This window comes from Williamsia herbipolensis (assembly GCF_036153515.1).
Lineage (GTDB): Bacteria > Actinomycetota > Actinomycetes > Mycobacteriales > Mycobacteriaceae > Williamsia_A > Williamsia_A herbipolensis.
The window spans coordinates 59473-78025 of sequence record NZ_CP108021.1 but is presented as its reverse complement, the minus strand read 5'-3'; the positions used below and the strand labels follow the sequence as shown (position 1 = coordinate 78025).

Below are 18553 nucleotides of genomic sequence, written 5' to 3'. Positions count from 1 at the left end.
CTCAGTCCCGGGTGAGCTTGCGGTGGGTGACCGAGTGCGGGCGGGCGGCGTCGGCGCCGAGGCGCTCGATCTTGTTGGCCTCGTAGGCCTCGAAGTTGCCCTCGAACCAGAACCACTGGCCCTCGGACACGTTGCCCTCCCACGCGAGGATGTGCGTGCAGGTCCGGTCGAGGAACCACCGGTCGTGCGAGATGACCACGGCGCAGCCGGGGAACGAGTCGAGGGCGTTCTCCAGCGATCCGAGCGTCTCGACGTCGAGGTCGTTGGTGGGCTCGTCGAGCAGGATCAGGTTCCCGCCCTCTTTGAGCGTCAGCGCGAGGTTCAGGCGGTTGCGCTCACCACCGGAGAGCACCTCGGCCTTCTTCTGCTGGTCCGGCCCCTTGAACCCGAACGCGCTGACGTAGGCACGCGAGGGCATCTCGTTCTGACCGACCTCGATGAAGTCGAGCCCCTCGGAGACGACCTCCCAGACGTTCTTCTTCGGGTCGATGTTCGCGCGGTTCTGGTCGACGTAGCTCAGCTTGACCGTCTCGCCGACCTTGACGTTGCCCGAGTCGGGGCTCTCGAGGCCGACGATGGTCTTGAACAGCGTCGTCTTGCCGACGCCGTTGGGACCGATGACACCGACGATGCCGTTGCGCGGCAACGTGAACGAGAGATCCTTGATCAGGACGCGGCCGTCGAAGCCCTTGTCGAGGTTCTTGACCTCCACCACCACGTCGCCCAGGCGCGGCGGCGTGGGGATCTGGATCTCCTCGAAATCGAGCTTGCGCATCTTGTCGGCCTCGGCCGCCATCTCCTCGTACCGGCCCAGGCGCGCCTTGTTCTTGGTCTGGCGGGCCTTCGAACCCGAACGGACCCAGGCGAGTTCCTCCTTGAGGCGACGCTGCAGCTTCTGATCCTTCTTGCCCTGCACCTCGAGGCGCTCGGCCTTCTTCTCCAGGTAGGTCGAGTAGTTGCCCTCGTAGGGGTGCAGCTTGCCGCGGTCGACCTCGCAGATCCATCCCGCGACGTGGTCGAGGAAGTACCGGTCGTGGGTGACGGCGAGGACGGCACCGGCGTAGCTCGCGAGGAACTGCTCGAGCCAGAGCACGCTCTCGGCGTCGAGGTGGTTGGTGGGCTCGTCGAGCAGCAGCAGGTCGGGCTTGGACAGCAGCAACTTGCACAGCGCGACGCGCCGCTTCTCACCGCCGGACAGGTGGGTGACGGGCTCGTCGGCGGGCGGGCAGCGCAGCGCGTCCATCGCCTGCTCGAGCTGGGAGTCGAGGTCCCAGGCGTCGGCGTGGTCGAGTGCCTCCTGCAGCTGGCCCATCTCCTCCATGAGCTCGTCGGAGTAGTCGGTGGCCATGAGCTCGGCGATCTCGTTGTAACGGTCGAGATCCTCCTTGACCTTGCCCATGCCCTCCTCGACGTTCTGGCGGACGGTCTTGGACTCGTTGAGGACGGGTTCCTGCATGAGGATGCCGACCGAGGCGTTCGGGTCGAGGAACGCCTCACCGTTGGAGGGCTGATCGATGCCGGCCATGATCTTGAGGATCGACGACTTGCCCGCGCCGTTGGGGCCCACGACGCCGATCTTCGCGCCGGGGTAGAACGACATGGTGACGTCGTCGAGGATCACCTTGTCGCCGTGTGCTTTACGTACCTTCTTCATCGTGTAGATGAACTCGGCCATGTCTGCCACCTTCCACGCCGCGTCGAATAGGTGCGGCTTCGTTGTGCTCGGGGCACGTCGTGGCCGGGCGTCGGTCTCACACCGCACTGCGCACACGTCGGCCCGCGCCGGGGTACCCGTCGGAGTCGATCACAACCTTAGCGGTCGTGGCGGTGCGGTCTAGCTCCCCTCGGCCGACGTGGTCGACCGGCTCGCCGTCGCCTCGTCGTCGGCCGGACGATCGGAGGCCCTCTGTCCCGACAGCCCCGCCAACATGGCGTTGTACTGGGCGAGTTCGGAGTCGTTGTCGCGGTCCTCGCGACGGTCGAAGCGCTTGGCCATGCGCTGGTCCTGTCGAGTCCACTGGATGAACAGGGCCAGCAGCACGATGACCAGGGGAACCTCTCCGGCCGCCCAGGCGATACCGCCGCCGACGCGCTGGTCGGAGAGCAGATCGGTGTTCCAGGGCAGGCGCAGTGCGCTGTAGTAGCTGCGCGCGATCACCGAGTCCTGCGACATCAGGATCACCCCGAAGAACGCGTGGAACGGTAACGCCGCGAACACCATCGCGACCTTGATCAACGGCTGGACCTGCCGCGGGGACGGGTCGATGCCGATCACCACCCAGTAGAAGAGGTAGCCGCTCACCAGGAAGTGGATGTTCATGACGATGTGCGCCGCGTGATAGGTCGCGACCATGTCGAACAGACCGCCCAGGTAGAGGACGTAGAAGCTGCCGACGAACAGTACGAACGCGACCACCGGGTGGGTGAGGAAACGCGACACCGGACTGTGGAGGCCGGCGAGCAGCCATTCCCGGGGCCCGGGCGGCGCTCCCCGGCCCGCCGGGCTCAGGGCCCGCAGCGCGAGGGTGATCGGTCCGCCGAGCACCAGCAGCACGGGGATCAGCATCGACATCAGCATGTGCGCGATCATGTGGATGCTGAACATGCCCATCGAGTAGGCGCCCAGACCCGACGACGTCGTGAACAGCAGCAACACGGTCCCGATGACCCAGCTGATGGTGCGTCCGATCGGCCAGTCGTCGCCGCGACGCCGGAGCCTGATCACCCCTCGCAGGTAGACCACGCACAGCGCGACGGCCGCCGTACCCAGGAGCAGATCGACCCGCCACGTCGTGAGCAGCGACGACAGCGTCGGGGCGCCGGGCAGGTTGTAGCCCAGTTCGACCTGTTGGATCGACAGCTCCGAGGTGTTGCGCGCCGGCGGCGGGGTACGGGCCAGCCCGACGGCGAGTCCGAAGGTCACCGCGAACACGACGACCTCGGCGATGCCGAACCGGATGAAGGCACCGCGGTCGCCGGGATCGGCGTCGAGTGCGGCGATCGACCGTCTGCGATGGAGTGCGCCGAACGCGCCGAGGACGATCAGCGCCACGGCCTTGAGCAGGACGACGCGGCCGTAGGTGGTGGTGAACAGCTCGTCGAGGTGGACCCGGATGAGGGCGTTGATCACGCCGCTCGCGCCGACGACGATGATGCACCACAACGCCACCCGCGAGAACCGGCGGACGGCGAGCGCGGTGTGCGCGCCGAGACCGCGGGCGTACACCAGTACCGCGAAGAGACCGCCGAGCCAGACCGTGGCCCCGACGATGTGCAGGATCAGGCTGTTCGTGGCGTAGTCGTGGTCGCCGCCGGCCGAGGAGTGACCACTGATGGCGAGCGGCATCAGGCTCAGCACACCCATCCCGAGCGCGACGAGGGTCCACCACCATCGCAGGGCGACCCGGGCCGCGACCGCGGTGACGAGGGCGAAGATCGCCGTCCACAACCACGACCGCGCGTCGGCGACCTGGTCGAGGGCGTTCATCAGGTTCTGGGGCTCCAGCGACGTGGCCAGGGGTTGGCCCGAGACGTTGGACAGCGACAGCGGGATCATCAGCAGCGACGTCACCGCCCACGTCATCGCACCCGCCGCGGCCCACCGGATCGCGCGATAGCCGCCGACGTCGAGGACGCCGTCGGACTGCGGCGGCACGAAGAACGCCGCGAACAGCGCCGAGCCGATGGCGATCGCGATGGCGATCTCACCGGTTCCCTGCACCACGGGCATGCCGTACGTGGTGAGCCATCCCGGATCGGGGATGCCGGCGAGGGCGACCGCCTCGGCGGCCGACACGGCGGTCACGATGACCGCGACGATCACGGCCACCCATGCGACCACCCACGCCAGGGCACCGGCGCCGCTGCGGCGCAGATCGAGGGAGTCAGGGGTGGTCACGCTCATGGCGCCGAGTCTATCCGCGCGCCGATCGCCGTCTGCCCGGTCGATCCCGGCTCCGGCCGCGTGGCCCCGGTACACTTGCCGCGCGCCTCCGTAGCTCAGGTGGATAGAGCAAGAGCCTTCTAATCTCTAGGTCGCAGGTTCGAGTCCTGCCGGGGGCACATCAGGAACGTTTGATCGTGAGCCCCGTCATCGCCGAGATGGACCCGATCACGTCGATCACCGCACCACCCGGTCGCGTCGGTGCACCGGCCTTGTCCTTCACGCCCGACATCCCGCTCGTCGTGAGACCTGTAGAGCGGATCTCCTGATCGGAACCCACGCGCAGCTTCACCGTCATGGCCGAGACCTGCAACTGCAGCGTCACCGTGGCCGTCGGGATCACCGCGTTGGTGAAATCGAGGTCGACCGTCCCCATCGTCCCGGTGACCAGGATGTTCGACGGCGCGTCCCAGGTCCCTTTGCGGCGCACCGTCTCCCAGTTGGCGTCGAACACCACCGGTCGTGGCGGCGCCACCGGCACGCCGGTCTCCGCGGCGGCGGGGGTGTCGGGGAACAGCGACGCCGCCACCGGGAGGTTCTCGAGGACCGACCGGAGGTCGCCGCGCGTCTTCGACTCGTAGACGCGGCCCGACCTCTCCTCGAACTCGGCGATGTCGATGTAGCCGGTGGCGAAGGCGTCGTTGAGGTGCGTGATGGCGCGCTCGCGCTCGGGGTTGCCGACGCGTATCGCGTCGTCGGGCTGTCCGACCATGGGCGCCAGGCTAATGGAAACCGACATCTCCGGCGTCCGCCGAAAGGTCGTCATTCCCCGACGCGGCCGTCGATCGCCTCGCGGATGAGGTCGGCGTGGCCGTTGTGGCGTGCGTACTCCTCGATCAGGTGGACCACCACCCAGCGCAGCGAGAAGCGGGCACCGTCACCGCGCGCGATCGACGTGAGGCCGTCCATGCCAACAGCGACCAGGGCCGCGTCGATCGCGGCATCGGAGTCGCCGACGGAACCCCGCCACAGCGACCACAACCGATCAGGGGTGTCGCGCGCGGCCGAGGTCCAGTCCCAGTCGGGATCGGCCGCCCAGTCCACCGACGCCCACGGCTGCGGCATCGCTCGGCCGGCGAGTCGATGTGTCACCCATTGGGTCTCGACGAAGGCGAGATGTTTGAGCATCCCGCCGAGGGTCATTGACGAGGCCGCGACCGTCGTCGCCAGCGCACGGGCGTCGAGGCCCTCGCATTTCCACGCGAACGTGGCCCGCTGATAGGCGAGGAACCCCCGCAGCGTCGACACCTCGTCGGCGGCGAACTCCGGTTCGACCCGGTCGGACCCATCTGCGTCGGTCATGAGGGCAGCTTAGGGCCGGTGTGCGAACGACCCGTATGCACTTTGTTGCACAGTGCGTCAGTGCGTATTACTGTGCGGTCATGGCACTGGAGCACGCGATCCTCGTGTCGCTCGCCGAGCGACCCGGTACGGGCTACGAGATCGGCCGTCAGTTCGAGCGGTCCATCGGCTACTTCTGGTCGGCCACTCACCAGCAGATCTATCGGACGCTCAAGAAGTTGCACGACGACGGGCTGGTGGAGTTCGAGGCGGTCGCCCAGGATTCCCGCCCGGACAAGAAGGTGTACACGCTCTCGCAGGCCGGTCGAGATGCGCTGCGCGACTGGGTGTCACACCCCGCACCCATCCCCCGCCTGCGCGACGAACTCAGCGTGAAGTTGCGCGCGGCCGAGCACGGCGACCTCGACGACCTCATGGCCGAGATCGCCCGACACCGCGACACGCACGCCGAGAACCTCCGGCTCTACGAGTCGTTCGCCGAACGCGACGCCGCGTCCGGCGGCGAACGGCACGGCCGGCGACTCCACCAGCACCTCGTGCTGCGCGGTGGGATCCGCACCGAACGCGGTTTCGTCGAATGGCTCGACGAGGTCCTCGACGCACTCACCGCCGAACGCGCGCATCACCAGAACATCGCCTCAGCCACCCACCGAGAAGTCCGCCCCGACGAAGTAGAGGTCGCACGATGAACGAGTACTTCCCGAACCTGTTCGAGCCGTTGACGATCGGTCCGATGACGTTGCGCAACCGCATCGTCATGGGCTCCATGCACACCGGCCTCGAGGAACGCGCCTGGGACACCAGGCGACTCGCCGCCTACTACGCCGAACGGGCGCGCGGTGGTGTCTCGCTCATCATCACCGGCGGGTTCGCGCCCACCCGTACCGGCCTGCTCCTCCCCTTCGGCGGGAAGCTGACCAACCGTCTCGAGGCACGTCGTCACCGCCGCATCACCGGCGCCGTGCACGCCGAGGGCGGGCGGATCGCCATGCAGATCCTGCACGCCGGGCGCTACGGCTACACCCCGTTCAAACTCAGTGTCGGATGGGAGAAGTCACCGGTCCACCCGTTCAAGCCGATCAAGATGACCGACTTCATGATCCGGCACGTCATCCGCTCCTACGGGCGGTGTGCGGTGCTCGCGCGCGAGGGCGGGTACGACGCGGTGGAGATCATGGGCGGTGAAGGCTACCTGCTCAACACGTTCCTGTGCCCGCGCACCAACTCCCGCACCGACAAGTGGGGCGGCTCCACCGAGAACCGCCAGCGCATCGTGCTCGCGATCATCGACGAGATCCGGTCGCGGGTCGGTCCGGACTTCCCGATCATCATGCGACAGTCCATCGCCGACCTCGTCGAGGGTGGACAGACCTGGGACGAGATCGCCGGTCTGGCCCGGGCGCTCGAGGCTCACGGCGTGAGCGCGATCAACACCGACATCGGTTGGCACGAGGCGAAGGTCCCCACCATCGCCACCTCCGTGCCGCGGGCGGCGTTCGTGCGGTTCACCGAGCGGCTGCGTGACGAGGTGTCGATCCCGCTGATCGCCTCGAACCGCATCAACACCCCCGAGGTCGCCGAGGAGATCCTGCGGCGCGGGAGGGTCGACGCCATCTCCATGGCGCGTCCGATGCTCGCCGACCCCGAGTTCGCCAACAAGGCCCGCGACGGCCGCGCCGACGAGATCAACACCTGCATCGGCTGCAACCAGGCCTGCCTCGATCACGCCTTCGTCGGGAAGAAGGTGTCGTGCCTGCTCAACCCTCGCGCCGGTCGCGAGACGTTGCTGACGTTGTCGCCGACCCGTCACACGAAGCGGGTCGCGGTCATCGGCGCCGGACCGGCCGGTCTGGCCGCGGCGGTGTCGGCGGCCGAGCGCGGCCACCGGGTCGACCTCTACGAGGCCGGTGGCGCGATCGGCGGTCAGTTCGCGATCGCCGCGCGCATCCCCGGCAAGGAGGAGTTCGCCGAGACCATCCGGTACTACACGCGCCGCCTCGAGGTCCTCGGGGTCACGGTGCACCTGTCCACGAAGGCGACCGCCGACGAGCTGATCGCCGAGCGCTTCGACGAGGTGGTCGTCGCGACCGGCGTGGTGCCGCGGATCCCGGACATCCCCGGCATCGATCACCCGTCGGTGGTCACCTACGCCGACGCCGTGCTGGGCCACCGCGAGATCGGCACGACCGTGGCGGTGATCGGTGCCGGCGGCATCGGCTTCGACGTCACCGAGTTCCTCACCGTCGACGACTCCCCCACCCTCGACCTCAAGGAGTGGGAGCAGGAATGGGGCGTGACCGACGATCTCACCACCCCGGGGTTCGTCACCAGGCCGCGTCCGATCCCGCCGGTGCGGACGGTCTACATGGTGCAGCGCAAGAGCGGCGGACAGGGCAAGGGACTCGGCCTCACCACCGGCTGGGTGCACCGCGCGTCGGTGAAGATGAAGGGCGTCGAGCAGATCTCCGGTGCACGCTACGACCGCATCGACGACGACGGGCTGCACATCAGCTTCCCCGACGCCGACACCGCCCCCCGGGTCCTCGCGGTCGACACCGTGGTGGTCTGCGCGGGTCAGGAGTCGGTCCGCGATCTTCTCGACCCCCTCACCGAGGCCGGTGTGGCCACGCATGTGATCGGCGGTGCCGACGTGGCCGCCGAGCTCGACGCCAAACGGGCCATCCGTCAGGGCACCGAGCTGGCCGCCTCGCTCTAGGGCTGCACCGATACCATCTGCTCCCATGGCCCTTCCCACACCGTCCGCCTCCGCCCGCGCCGTCGTCACCGGAGCCTCGTCCGGCATCGGCGAGGCCCTTGCCTGGGAACTCGCCCGTCGAGGCCACTCGCTGATCCTGGTGGCCCGGCGCGGCGAGATCCTCGAGGAGACCGCCGAGGCGATGCGGAGCAAGCACGGGATCACCGTCGAGGTGCGGGCGGTCGACCTGTCCGACATCCGTTCGCTGGAGATCCTGTGCGCCGAGCTCGCCGACCGGGAGATCTCGATCCTCTGCAACAACGCGGGGATCGCGACGTTCGGGGCGATCATCGACCTCGACCACGATTACGAGCGTGCGCAGCTGCGGCTCAACGCCACCGCGGTCCACGAGCTGACGCTGGCCGTGCTGCCGCAGATGGTCGCGCGCGGCGCCGGCGGCATCCTGATGGTCGGTTCGGCGGCGGGCAACATGCCCATCCCGAACAACGCGACCTACGCCGCGTCGAAGGCGTTCGTGAACACCTTCAGCGAGTCGTTGCGCGGCGAGGTCGCCGCGAAGGGTGTGCACGTGACCTTGCTGGCGCCCGGTCCGGTGCGCACCGAGGAACCCTCCCCCGACGAGGCGAGCATCGTCGACAAGATGGTGCCCGGTTTCCTGTGGGACGACAGCGCCGGCGTCGCTCGCCTGAGCCTGGACGCGTTGGCACGCAACAAGATGCGTGTCGTCCCCGGCGTCCTGTCGAAGGCGATGTCGGTGGCCGGCGGGTACACCCCGCGCAAGATCGTGGCCCCGATCGTCGGCGGCTTCTACAAGAAGCTCGGCGACTGACCCAGGACCGTCCTCAGCGGCGGCGTTTGCCGGCGCCGAACAACGATCGCGTGATCTCGCGCCCCAGAGCACTGCCCGCCGACCGCATGAAGCTCTTCACCGCGGGATTGCTGAGCACCTCGGCGACCACCCCCGGTTCGTCCTTCGCCGGCTTCGGGGCAGGCGCCGGGGCCGACGGGGCCGGCGCGGCGGGCGTGTCTTGCGGCGTGGGCTCGGGGGCAACCACTTTCGCGGTCAGCAGTTCGTACGCCGACTCACGGTCGATGGTCTGCCCGTATTTCTGATGCAGTGGGCTCGCGGTGGCCGCGGCGGTGATCGCGGGCTCACCGATGGTGTCCATCAATGAGCGCGGGGGCCGGATGACCGTCCAGGCCACCGGTGTGGGCGCACCTCGCTCGGAGAGCACCGTGACGATCGCCTCGCCGATCCCGAGCGACGTCAACGCCTTCTCGAGGTCGTAGGCGGTAGACGTCGGATAGGTCCGCACCGTCTTCGACAGGGCCTTCTGATCGTCAGGGGTGAAGGCGCGCAACGCATGCTGGATGCGGGCGCCGAGCTGCGAGAGCACCTCGTTGGGGATGTCGGTCGGCAGCTGCGAGCAGAAGAACACACCCACGCCCTTCGAGCGGATGAGCTTCACCGTCTGCACGACCTGCTCCACGAAGGCCTTCGACGAGTCGCTGAACAGCAGGTGCGCCTCGTCGAAGATGAAGACCAGCTTGGGCTTGTCGATGTCGCCCGCCTCGGGCAGGAACTCGAACAGGTCGGCCAGGATCCACATCAGGAACGTGGAGAACAGCGCCGGGCGTGCGGCCTGCTTTCCCAGCTCGAACAGGGTGATGATGCCCCTGCCCTCGGGATCGAGACGCAGCAGGTCGCCGGGCTCGATCTCGGGTTCGCCGAAGAAGGTGTCGCCGCCGTCGGCCTCGAGGTTGGTCAGCGCGCGCAGGATCACCCCGGCCGTCGCCGACGAGACCCCACCGATGCCCTTGAGGTCGGCTTTTCCCTCGTCGCTGGTGAGGTGGGCGATGACCTCCCGCAGGTCCTTGAGATCGAGGAGCGCGAGGCCCTTGCCGTCGGCCCAGTGGAAGATCAGTCCCAGGGTCGATTCCTGGGTTGCGTTGAGGCCCAACACCTTGCTGAGCAGGATGGGCCCGAACGAGGTGATGGTCGCGCGGATCGGGACGCCGATGCCCTCGGTGCCGAGCGAGACGAATTCGCAGGGATGCGCCGCAGGGGCCCACGTGTCGCCGATCTCGCCTGCCCGGTTGGTGATCCGGTCGCCGGGTTGCCCGGGTGCCGACAGACCCGACAGGTCGCCCTTCACGTCCGCCATCACGACCGGAACCCCTGCGGCCGAGAGCTGCTCGGCGATCACCTGGAGACTCTTCGTCTTCCCGGTGCCGGTGGCGCCGGCGATGAGCCCGTGCCGGTTCATCATCGCGAGCGGGATGCGCACCTGCGCGGTCGGATCGATGACACCGTCGACGCTGACCGCACCGAGTTCGAGCGCCGCGCCCTCGAATCGGTAGCCCGCGGCGATCTCGGCGGCGGGTGATGGTGCGTCGGTCGCTTCGGTCACTGTGGGTTCCTCCCGCCCGGCGCACCCCCGGGCGGCGGCATGCGTCCGCCCAACACCATAGCGTCGCCACCGGGGTTGGCTAAGGTTGTCGGGTGCAGGACAAACTCGTATGGATCGACTGTGAGATGACCGGTCTGCGGCTCGAGAGCGACAAGCTGATCGAGATCGCGGCGCTGGTGACCGACAGCGACCTGAACATCCTCGGTGACGGTGTCGACGTCGTGATCCACGCCGACGACGCCGACCTCGACGCCATGCCCGACGTCGTGAAGAAGATGCACGCCGCCTCCGGCCTCACCGACGAGGTCCGGGCGTCGACGGTGACGGTCCCCGAAGCCGAGAAGATGGTGCTCGACTACGTCCGCAAGCACGTCACCTCCTCGGGCGCGGCGCCGCTGGCCGGCAACTCGATCGCCACCGACCGCGGCTTCATCGCCCGCGACATGACCGCCCTGGACACCTACCTGCACTACCGGATGATCGACGTGAGCTCCATCAAGGAACTCGCCCGGCGCTGGTACCCCCGGATCTACTTCGGCCAGCCCGAGAAGGGCCTCGCGCACCGCGCCCTGGCCGACATCCGCGAATCGATCCGCGAGCTGAAGTACTACCGCCAGACCGCCTTTGTTCCCGCACCCGGCCCCGACACCAGCGTGATCACCCAGATCGTGACCGATCTCGGCGACGCCTGAGACACGCACACGCAAACCGATTGGTCTTGCCCACACACGACCGGATAGAGTGGGCTCCTGGTTCCGGGTGACACCGGAACCTACGGTGGATGTAGTTCAGTTGGTAGAGCACCAGGTTGTGATCCTGGCTGTCGCGGGTTCGAGTCCCGTCATCCACCCCGCACCGAAATGGGAGGGCCGAACCGGCCCTCCCATTTCTGCGTCATGACTCCCCGTGCTCCCGATCGGCTATCCGGCGTCGCCAGTCCTCGAACGAATCCGATGCGTCCGCGTGCCGGTGGCGTCCGGTGGCGAGCGCCGGTGTCGGCGCCGCCGCTGGGGACTGTATTGAGTCCTTCGACGGCGACACGTCGGGCGATGGTGGATCACCCGCGGGTGACCGTTGCGGCGACCGCACCCACGGCGCCCACCAGTTGGCCCGACCCAGTCCGGCGACGAGCGCGGGGGCGAGCACGCCGCGCACGATCGTGGCGTCGATGATGATGCCGAGGGCCAACGCGGTGGCGAGGATCTTCACGTCGGTGGCCGGCACCCGGGACAGAGAGATGAAGGCCAGGAAGAGGATCAGCGCCGCCGAGGTGACCAGTCGTCCGGTCCGGGTGACACCGGTGATGGTCGCCGAATCGGTGTCGGCCCCCGCGTCGTGCTCCTCGCGAATACGGCTGAGCAGGAACACCTCGTAGTCCATCGACAGCCCGAACAGGAACGCGAACACCGCGATCGGGATCCACACCGTGATGGCACCCGAGGACTGCTGGTCGAACAACAGCTCGGTCCCGAACCCGTCCTGCCAGATGAACACCGTGATCCCGTAGGCGGCAGCCAGGGACACGACGTTGAGCACCAACGCCTTGAGCGGGAGGATCACCGACCGCAGAGCCCGCGCGAGGAGGGCAAACGTGACCAGGACGATGAGACCGATGATCCACCAGGCGTTTCCGTACACGGCGGAGATGAAGTCGGCGTTCTGCGCCGCCGCTCCACCCACCGATGCGCCCGCCCGTTCCGCGACGGTCCGGATGCGCGCTGCCGCACCGGCACCCTCGGTGGTCGAGACGTCGTCGCGGGTCCACACGTCGACGATCCGGAGATCGCCGCGCGCCCACTGCGGTGGACTGATCACGGCGGCGACCCCGGGTACCGACCGGACCTCGTCCACCACCCGATCCGGAGAGGTGGTGAGCACCTCGACGGGCTTGGTGATGCCCGCACCGAGACCGCTGTCGCGCACCGCGGTGATCGCCGCTGCGGCCGGTCCACCCCGAGACGCCAGGGAGTCGTTGGTCGGATCCGACAGGTTCAACCCCGTCAGCGGGAGCGCCAACACCACCAGGACGGCTGCGGCCAGCACCGCCGAGAGCCACCGCCGCTTGACCACCGTGGTGCCCACGCGATGCCACAGCCGACTGTCCGGGTCGGTGGTGCGCCGGTGCGGCCATTCCAGCCGTCGTCCGGCGACCACCAGCAACGCCGGGAGCAGGGTGAGCGATGCCGCGACACTGATCAACGGGATCAGCAGACCGGTGAACCCGATGGAGCGCAGGAACGGTACCGGGAGGGCGATCAGGGCGGCCAGGCTGACCGCGACGGTGAGCCCGGAGAACAGCACGGATCGACCGGCCGTGATGATCGCGTGTCGAACGGCGGCGACGTCGTCGAGACCGTCACCCCGGGCCTCCCGCCATCGGGTGACGATCAACAGCGCGTAATCGATCGCGACGCCGAGACCGATGAGCGCGAGGAGGTACTGCACGATGAACGAGACATCGGTGATCGCGGTGAGACCCCACAGGATGAGGAATGTCGTGAGGATCGACGCGGCCGCCACGGCGATCGGCATCAGGGCAAGGAACGACCCGAAGACCAGGGCCAACACCACCAGCGCGCCGACACCACCGAAGATGGTCTCGGCGAGGATGTCGACTCCCCCGCCCGCACCGCCGGCCACCAACGCGTCGACGCCGGTCACCGCGACCGGAACCCCGAGGCGCCCCGAGGTCTCGGCCGCGACCTTCTCCAGCGCCGGCAGCGCGGCACCGTAGGGCTCCGCCCCACCGGTCTGGCGGGGGTAGACCATCACCACCCCGGCCGATCCGCGAGCCGACCGCAGTGCGGGTTCGTCGGCGAAGCCGGCGATCCGCGCTCCCGGCACCGCCGCGCTCGCGGCGTCGGCCACGCGCTGTCCCTCGTCGTCGGTCGCCGGCCGATCCCGGTCCCCGACCACCAACAGCACCGGCGCGACCGAGCCGCCGGACCCGAACTGTTTCACGATGTCGACATTGGTCTCGTACCCCGACTGACCGGGCAGGCTGAACTCGTAGCTCAGGGCCGAGACCGCTTGCGAGGCACCGAACCCGCCGAGCGCGGCGAGCAGGACCCAGGCCGCGATGACCCAGCGTCGACGCTCGACGACGATACGCGCGAGAGTGTCCATCAGAACTCCGTCCGAGGTAACGACAGGACCTTCAGCGACGTCACCATTCGCGGGACGCGTCGATCAACTTGTGCAGCAATGAGTTCAGTTGCTCCGCCTCCCCCGCGGTGAGTCCGAGCCGCTGGGGGCGGTTGAACTCCGCGACCGCGTCACCGGCCCGTTCGACGAGGCGTCGGCCCGTGACGGTGAGATGCAGAGGGATCGCACGGCCACGTCGATTGCCCGCGTCTCGTCGCAGCAGGTCACGCTCGACGAGACCGGAGAGGAGTTCGGCCATGCTCTGTTGGCGGACCAGTATTCGTCTCGCGAGCTCGGCCTGACTGATGCCGGGCGTCGCCTCGAGCTGGAGCAGGACACCGAACTGCACCGGCGAGAGCTGTTCTGCGGCAAAGATCTCCGAGAACCGGCGCGCAACCGGGTGGTACGCCTGCACCAGCGTCCACGCGGGCAGGGCAGCGATGTCTTCGTTGCTCCACTTCGGCGCGGGCCGGGACACGCCTCCGACGATAACAGGCACCTGTCATCCAACGGAAGGGGTCACACGACACGGGGCGGCCGACCGCGTGGGTCGAGCCGCCCCTGTGTATCACCGGCCGTCGGTCACAGCGACCGCGAGATGATCTCCTTCATGATCTCGTTGGTGCCCGCGTAGATCTTCTGCACGCGCGCGTCGGCCCACATGCGACCGATCGGGTACTCGCTCATGTAGCCGTAGCCGCCGAACAGCTGCAGGCACTCGTCGAGAACGTCCATGGCCTTGTCGGTGGTCCACCACTTCGCCATCGCGACAGTCGGGATGTCGAGCTTGCCCGCGAGGTGTTTGACGATGCAGTCGTCGACGAACACCCGCGCGATGTGTGTCTCGGTGGCGGCCTCGGCGAGCGTGAACTTCGTGTTCTGGAATCCGAACACCGGGCGCCCGAAGGCCTTGCGGTCCTTGGTGTAGGCGATGGTCTGGGCGACCGCCGATTCCATGCCGGCCACCGAGGCGACGGCGATGATGAGCCGCTCCTGGGGCAGCTGCTGCATGAGCTGGATGAATCCCTGCCCCTCCTCGGTGCCGAGGAGGTTCGAGGTCGGGACACGCACGCCGTCGAAGAACAGCTCGGAGGTGTCCTGTCCGCGCTGTCCGATCTTGTCGAGCACGCGGCCGCGGCGGAAACCCTCGCGGTCGCCCTCGACGAGCACCAGGGAGATCCCCTTCGCGCCCTCACTGGTGTCGGTCTTGACGACGACGATGATCAGGTCGGCCTGAGAGCCGTTGGTGATGAACGTCTTCGACCCGTCGATGACGTACTCGTCGCCGTCGCGGATCGCCTTGGTGGTGATGGCCTGCAGATCCGACCCGGTGCCCGGCTCGGTCATCGCGATCGCGCCCACGACCTCACCCGAGGCCATCTTCGGGAGCCAGTGCTCCTTCTGCTCCTGCGAGCCGTACGCCAGCAGGTAGTGCGCGATGATGCCGTTGTGGAGGCTGACGCCCCACGACGAGTCGCCGATCCGCGCCTGTTCCTCGATCAGGACCGACTCGTGGGCGAACGTTCCACCGCCACCGCCGAACTCCTCCGGGATCGACATGCACAGCAGGCCCAGCTCGCCGGCCTGGTTCCACAGGTCGCGATCGACGTGGTGCTGCTCGATGTACTTGTCGACGTTGGGCGCGACGTTGCGCTCCATGAACGACCTCGTCATGGAACGCAGGTCGCCGAGATCGTCGGTGGCCCAGGGGGAACGCTCGGTCATCAGGTGCCCTTCCCGCGGCCGGTCGGCCGCAACAGTGTCAACGCAGAGCGTAACACTGAGGAATGGCAGTGATGGGAAGGGTCGCTAGGACTGTTCTCCGGCGTTGCCGCGCTTCCACACGTCCCACGGGATGTTCCAGTCGCCGAGCCCGTCGGTACCGGGCAGGACGTCACCGACAGTGTTCTTGACCTCGACGATGTCGCCGCGCAGTGCGGTGTTCATGAACCACTCCGCGTTCTCCGGCGAGACGTTGAGACACCCGTTGCTGACGTTGGAGTTGCCCTGCGCGTAGATCGACCACGGCGCCGCGTGCAGGTAGATGCCGCTGTAGGACATCTGCGTGTCGAAGTAGACCGTCTCGCGGTAACCCGCGGGAGAGTTGACCGGCACGCCGTAGGTGGACGAGTCCATGATGATCGACGGCAGCCGGTCACCGACGATGTAGACGCCACGGTTGGTGGGTGTGCTGTCCTTGCCCATCGAGGTGGGGATGGTGCGGACCACCTTGCCGTTGATGGCCACCGACACCTGCTTGGTGCGATCATCGGCCGTCGCCACGAGCGACCGCCCGATCGTGAAGTTCAGATTCTGGTTCTCCTGGCCGAACAGTCCGTTGCCCAGGTCGATCCCATAGGTGTTCACCTTGACGTTGACCTTGGTGCCGGGTTGCCAGTAGTTCTGCGGACGCCACCGCACCTCGGAGTCGCTGAGCCAGTAGAAGGCGCCCTCCACCGGCGGGTTGGTGGTGACGGTGATCGCGTTCTGCGCGGCCTTGCGGTCGGTGATCGGCTCGTCGAAGCGGACGGCGACCGGCTGACCGATCCCGACCGTCGAGTTGTTGTCCGGCAGCACGTAGGCCTGGGTCAGGTTGTTCGGAGCGCGGGTCGTGAACGAGAGCTTGGTGGAGTTCGTCCCGGCGATGCCGGCGACATCGGCCGACAGTGTGTAGGTCTTGTCGTAGCCGAACGGCTCGGTGCTGGTCCACACCGTGCGGTCGGCGTTGTAGGCGCCGGCGACCATGCCGCCGTCGGCCTTGGGGATCCGGACGTCGGTGAGCTGGCCCGAACGGGACGTCACGCGCACCGGAGCACCGGGCTGGACGCCGACCGCGCGGTCGAGGAGCGGCTGACCCGAGATCCCGGTGACGGAGATCTGCGGACGCAGCATGTCGTCGATCCCGGCCGACGCACCGACGGCGTTGCTGTAAGTCGGGGCGGCGGTTCCGGCCGAGCAGGCGCCCAACACGCCCACCGCGCACACTCCCAGCGATGCGGCCACCCATCGTGAACGCCCGCGGTCGCCCCAACCGAACTGCATGTCTACTCCCGAAATCATCTCGCGCGCTTGCACTGTGTCGCACAGACGCGCATGTGGTCGTCACGGTCCCTCGCCGAACCGACGCGGCCTGACCTCGATGTCACGACTCGCCGATGCCATCGACCCCGTGGGATCCACACCTCGTGGACGACACGTGCGACACCACGGTCCCTCACGGGGTAACGCAGGCCTCACGGACGGGATGTCGGCTCGGTGACCTCAGTGTACGAGACGTCCGCCGGGGGGCGAGCCAGGCGAGCTCCGGCCACGTCATCGATGCCTGTCCGTGACCGACGGGGGACGATTTTCGTCCGACGCGGTCTACCTGTTAATGTTCCTTCTCGCACGAAGCACGCGCCATTAGCTCAATTGGCAGAGCAGCTGACTCTTAATCAGCGGGTTCGGGGTTCGAGTCCCTGATGGCGCACAACACACACGGCACCGCATCCGAAACGGATGCGGTGCCGTGTGTCGTTGTGTCGGTGGTGATACCGATGATCAGCTGACGAGCTTCTTCAGGGTCAGCGCCACCACGATCACGCCCACGCCGATGAGCGGGAACTTGATGGCCGGCGCGTTGAGCGTGGCCAGCACGCCGTTCTTCGCGTCCTCGGCGAGTCGCTGCGGGTTCGCTCGCACCGCAAGGGTGTCGAGGGTCGACGCGAGCTCCTCGCGCGCACGGGCGATGTCACGTTCGATGCTGTCGGTATCCCGTGCCACAGGTCCTCCATCTGGGTCGATGTACTCAGGGTTCGAGTCGTTTGCCCCCTCACGGTAGTTCACGGCACGGCGACCGAGCCGGGGTCGTCTCCCAAACGGTCGACTACCGTGACTCGACGTGACCACCAGCAAGCGCCTGCAGGCCGGCGACCCGGCCCCCGCGTTCACCCTGCCCGATGCCGACGGGAACCCCGTCTCCCTGTCCGACCACCTCGGCCGGCAGGTCATCGTCTACTTCTACCCCGCCGCGTCGACACCCGGCTGCACCAAGCAGGCCTGCGATTTCCGCGACAACCTCGCCGAACTCGAGGGCGCCGGCATCACGGTGCTGGGCATCTCCCCCGACAAGCCGGAGAAGCTCGCGAAGTTCCGCGACACGGAGTCGCTCACGTTCCCGCTGCTGTCGGACCCCGACAAGACGGTGCTGACCGAGTGGGGTGCCTTCGGCGAGAAGACGATGTACGGCAAGACGGTCACCGGCGTCATCCGCTCGACGTTCCTCGTCGATCCCGACGGCACCATCGCGGTCGCGCAGTACAACGTGCGCGCCACCGGACACGTCGCCAAGCTCCGCCGCGACCTGTCGGTCTGAGCGCACGGCCGACCCTTCAGATGCCCGAGGCGAGAGGCACCACGCAGCGCAGTACCTCACCGCCCGAGCCGCTGGTGCCGCGCAAACGCCCCACGCAGGAGCGCAGTCGCCGTCGGTTCGAGTCCATGCTCGTCGAGGCGCGTTCGCTGCTGATCGAGGTCGGGTTCGAATCCCTCACCTGCGAGGAGATCGCATCCCGCGCGGATGTCCCGATCGGCACGCTCTACCAGTACTTCGCGAACAAGTACGTGATCGTCTGTGAACTCGATCGTCAGGACGCCGTCGGCGTCCAGCACGAACTCGCCGCGTTCGCCGCCGAGATCCCCTCGTTGGACTGGATCCGCCTGCTGGACAAGTTCATCGACCACCTCGCCGCGCTGTGGCGCGACGACCCGTCGCGACGGGCCGTGTGGCTCGCCGTGCAGTCGACACCGGCCACCCGGGCGACGGCGACGATCCACGAGCGGGCGATCGCCGACCAGGTGGCGCGGATCATCGCCCCGCTGACCCCCAGCCAACGCACACGGCGGGTGATGATGTCGGAGGTGCTGGTGCACACGGCGTATTCGCTGTTGAGCTTCTCGGTGCAGGACGGCCACGACCACGCGCGCACCGTCGCCGAACTCAAACGCATGCTCGGCGGATACCTGCTCCTCGAAGACGGTCCCGCGGGCTGACCCCCG

Annotated in this window: 16 protein-coding genes and 3 tRNA genes; 9 read left to right on the top strand and 10 right to left on the bottom strand. The window is 67.9% G+C overall.

Going from position 1 to position 18553, the window contains the following annotated elements:
* Nucleotide 1 precedes the first annotated feature (1 nt).
* Both ettA and OG579_RS00320 read right to left on the bottom strand, forming a co-directional pair.
* On the bottom strand, nucleotides 2-1675 hold the full coding sequence (gene ettA, locus OG579_RS00325; RefSeq protein WP_045822349.1) for an energy-dependent translational throttle protein EttA: 1674 nt from the start codon (nucleotides 1673-1675) through the stop codon (nucleotides 2-4).
* A gap of 159 nt (nucleotides 1676-1834) precedes the next feature.
* Nucleotides 1835-3904 carry a cytochrome c oxidase assembly protein gene (locus OG579_RS00320; protein ID WP_328857689.1) on the bottom strand — a complete coding sequence of 690 codons (2070 nt, stop codon included), beginning with the start codon at nucleotides 3902-3904 and terminating at the stop codon, nucleotides 1835-1837.
* 84 nt (nucleotides 3905-3988) lie between these two features.
* On the opposite strand from OG579_RS00320, the gene OG579_RS00315 reads away from it, so the two are divergent.
* A tRNA-Arg gene (locus OG579_RS00315) sits at nucleotides 3989-4062 on the top strand.
* Nucleotides 4063-4064: 2 nt separating this feature from the next.
* On the opposite strand, the gene OG579_RS00310 is transcribed toward OG579_RS00315, so the two are convergent.
* Nucleotides 4065-4655, bottom strand: a complete 591-nt coding sequence (locus OG579_RS00310; protein WP_328857688.1) for a DUF1707 SHOCT-like domain-containing protein — start codon at nucleotides 4653-4655, stop codon at nucleotides 4065-4067.
* Nucleotides 4656-4705: 50 nt separating this feature from the next.
* Nucleotides 4706-5245 carry a DinB family protein gene (locus tag OG579_RS00305; protein ID WP_328857687.1) on the bottom strand — a complete coding sequence of 180 codons (540 nt, stop codon included), beginning with the start codon at nucleotides 5243-5245 and terminating at the stop codon, nucleotides 4706-4708.
* Nucleotides 5246-5325: 80 nt separating this feature from the next.
* Between OG579_RS00305 and OG579_RS00300 the strand changes: the two genes are divergently transcribed.
* From OG579_RS00300 to cmrA, 3 genes are read left to right on the top strand one after another with little or no spacing between them, the layout of a single operon-like run.
* Nucleotides 5326-5934 (top strand): PadR family transcriptional regulator, encoded by a 609-nt coding sequence (locus OG579_RS00300; protein WP_328857686.1) that lies wholly within the window; start codon nucleotides 5326-5328, stop codon nucleotides 5932-5934.
* Nucleotides 5931-7961: an NADPH-dependent 2,4-dienoyl-CoA reductase gene (locus tag OG579_RS00295; protein WP_328857685.1), complete on the top strand. Its 2031-nt coding sequence runs from the start codon at nucleotides 5931-5933 to the stop codon at nucleotides 7959-7961. Before OG579_RS00300 ends, OG579_RS00295 begins: the two co-directional genes overlap by 4 nt.
* 25 nt (nucleotides 7962-7986) lie before the next feature.
* Nucleotides 7987-8790, top strand: coding sequence for a mycolate reductase (cmrA, locus tag OG579_RS00290; protein WP_328857684.1), 804 nt, complete (start codon nucleotides 7987-7989; stop codon nucleotides 8788-8790).
* Between the two features lie 13 nt (nucleotides 8791-8803).
* On the opposite strand, the gene OG579_RS00285 is transcribed toward cmrA, so the two are convergent.
* Nucleotides 8804-10372, bottom strand: coding sequence for a helicase HerA-like domain-containing protein (locus OG579_RS00285; RefSeq protein ID WP_328857683.1), 1569 nt, complete (start codon nucleotides 10370-10372; stop codon nucleotides 8804-8806).
* 92 nt (nucleotides 10373-10464) lie between these two features.
* Here OG579_RS00285 and orn point away from each other — a divergent pair, with 92 nt between their 5' ends.
* On the top strand, nucleotides 10465-11064 hold the full coding sequence (orn, locus tag OG579_RS00280) for an oligoribonuclease (RefSeq protein WP_045822341.1): 600 nt from the start codon (nucleotides 10465-10467) through the stop codon (nucleotides 11062-11064).
* Between the two features lie 85 nt (nucleotides 11065-11149).
* Nucleotides 11150-11222 (top strand) — tRNA-His (locus OG579_RS00275).
* Nucleotides 11223-11266: 44 nt separating this feature from the next.
* Here the strand turns inward: OG579_RS00275 and OG579_RS00270 are convergent.
* The 4 genes from OG579_RS00270 to OG579_RS00255 all read right to left on the bottom strand — a co-directional run bounded on the left by OG579_RS00270 (nucleotide 11267) and on the right by OG579_RS00255 (nucleotide 16558).
* Nucleotides 11267-13498, bottom strand: coding sequence for an MMPL family transporter (locus OG579_RS00270; protein ID WP_328857682.1), 2232 nt, complete (start codon nucleotides 13496-13498; stop codon nucleotides 11267-11269).
* A 40-nt stretch (nucleotides 13499-13538) separates the two neighbouring features.
* A complete protein-coding gene (locus OG579_RS00265) occupies nucleotides 13539-13994 on the bottom strand; it encodes a MarR family winged helix-turn-helix transcriptional regulator (protein WP_328857681.1) in 456 nt (151 codons plus the stop codon).
* A 104-nt stretch (nucleotides 13995-14098) separates the two neighbouring features.
* Nucleotides 14099-15241: an acyl-CoA dehydrogenase family protein gene (locus OG579_RS00260; protein ID WP_328857680.1), complete on the bottom strand. Its 1143-nt coding sequence runs from the start codon at nucleotides 15239-15241 to the stop codon at nucleotides 14099-14101.
* 84 nt (nucleotides 15242-15325) lie between these two features.
* Nucleotides 15326-16558, bottom strand: a complete 1233-nt coding sequence (locus tag OG579_RS00255; RefSeq protein WP_328857679.1) for a L,D-transpeptidase — start codon at nucleotides 16556-16558, stop codon at nucleotides 15326-15328.
* A gap of 354 nt (nucleotides 16559-16912) precedes the next feature.
* On the opposite strand from OG579_RS00255, the gene OG579_RS00250 reads away from it, so the two are divergent.
* Nucleotides 16913-16985, top strand: a tRNA-Lys gene (locus OG579_RS00250).
* A gap of 71 nt (nucleotides 16986-17056) precedes the next feature.
* Here OG579_RS00250 and OG579_RS00245 read toward each other — a convergent pair.
* Nucleotides 17057-17278 carry a DUF3618 domain-containing protein gene (locus OG579_RS00245; RefSeq protein WP_045822338.1) on the bottom strand — a complete coding sequence of 74 codons (222 nt, stop codon included), beginning with the start codon at nucleotides 17276-17278 and terminating at the stop codon, nucleotides 17057-17059.
* Nucleotides 17279-17396: 118 nt separating this feature from the next.
* On the opposite strand from OG579_RS00245, the gene bcp reads away from it, so the two are divergent.
* Nucleotides 17397-17870: a thioredoxin-dependent thiol peroxidase gene (gene bcp / locus OG579_RS00240; RefSeq protein WP_045822337.1), complete on the top strand. Its 474-nt coding sequence runs from the start codon at nucleotides 17397-17399 to the stop codon at nucleotides 17868-17870.
* Nucleotides 17871-17890: 20 nt separating this feature from the next.
* Nucleotides 17891-18547, top strand: a complete 657-nt coding sequence (locus tag OG579_RS00235) for a TetR/AcrR family transcriptional regulator (RefSeq protein WP_328857678.1) — start codon at nucleotides 17891-17893, stop codon at nucleotides 18545-18547.
* The last annotated feature ends 6 nt before the right edge of the window (nucleotides 18548-18553 follow it).

Bases quoted from the DNA above. Each gene is read 5' to 3' on its own strand.
- ettA (WP_045822349.1), bottom strand. From the start codon at position 1,675: ATGGCCGAGTTCATCTACACGATGAAGAAGGTACGTAAAGCACACGGC.
- OG579_RS00320 (WP_328857689.1), bottom strand. From the start codon at position 3,904: ATGAGCGTGACCACCCCTGACTCCCTCGATCTGCGCCGCAGCGGCGCC.
- OG579_RS00310 (WP_328857688.1), bottom strand. From the start codon at position 4,655: ATGGTCGGACAGCCCGACGACGCGATACGCGTCGGCAACCCCGAGCGC.
- OG579_RS00305 (WP_328857687.1), bottom strand. From the start codon at position 5,245: ATGACCGACGCAGATGGGTCCGACCGGGTCGAACCGGAGTTCGCCGCC.
- OG579_RS00300 (WP_328857686.1), top strand. From the start codon at position 5,326: ATGGCACTGGAGCACGCGATCCTCGTGTCGCTCGCCGAGCGACCCGGT.
- OG579_RS00295 (WP_328857685.1), top strand. From the start codon at position 5,931: ATGAACGAGTACTTCCCGAACCTGTTCGAGCCGTTGACGATCGGTCCG.
- cmrA (WP_328857684.1), top strand. From the start codon at position 7,987: ATGGCCCTTCCCACACCGTCCGCCTCCGCCCGCGCCGTCGTCACCGGA.
- OG579_RS00270 (WP_328857682.1), bottom strand. From the start codon at position 13,498: ATGGACACTCTCGCGCGTATCGTCGTCGAGCGTCGACGCTGGGTCATC.
- OG579_RS00260 (WP_328857680.1), bottom strand. From the start codon at position 15,241: ATGACCGAGCGTTCCCCCTGGGCCACCGACGATCTCGGCGACCTGCGT.
- OG579_RS00255 (WP_328857679.1), bottom strand. From the start codon at position 16,558: ATGCAGTTCGGTTGGGGCGACCGCGGGCGTTCACGATGGGTGGCCGCA.
- OG579_RS00235 (WP_328857678.1), top strand. From the start codon at position 17,891: ATGCCCGAGGCGAGAGGCACCACGCAGCGCAGTACCTCACCGCCCGAG.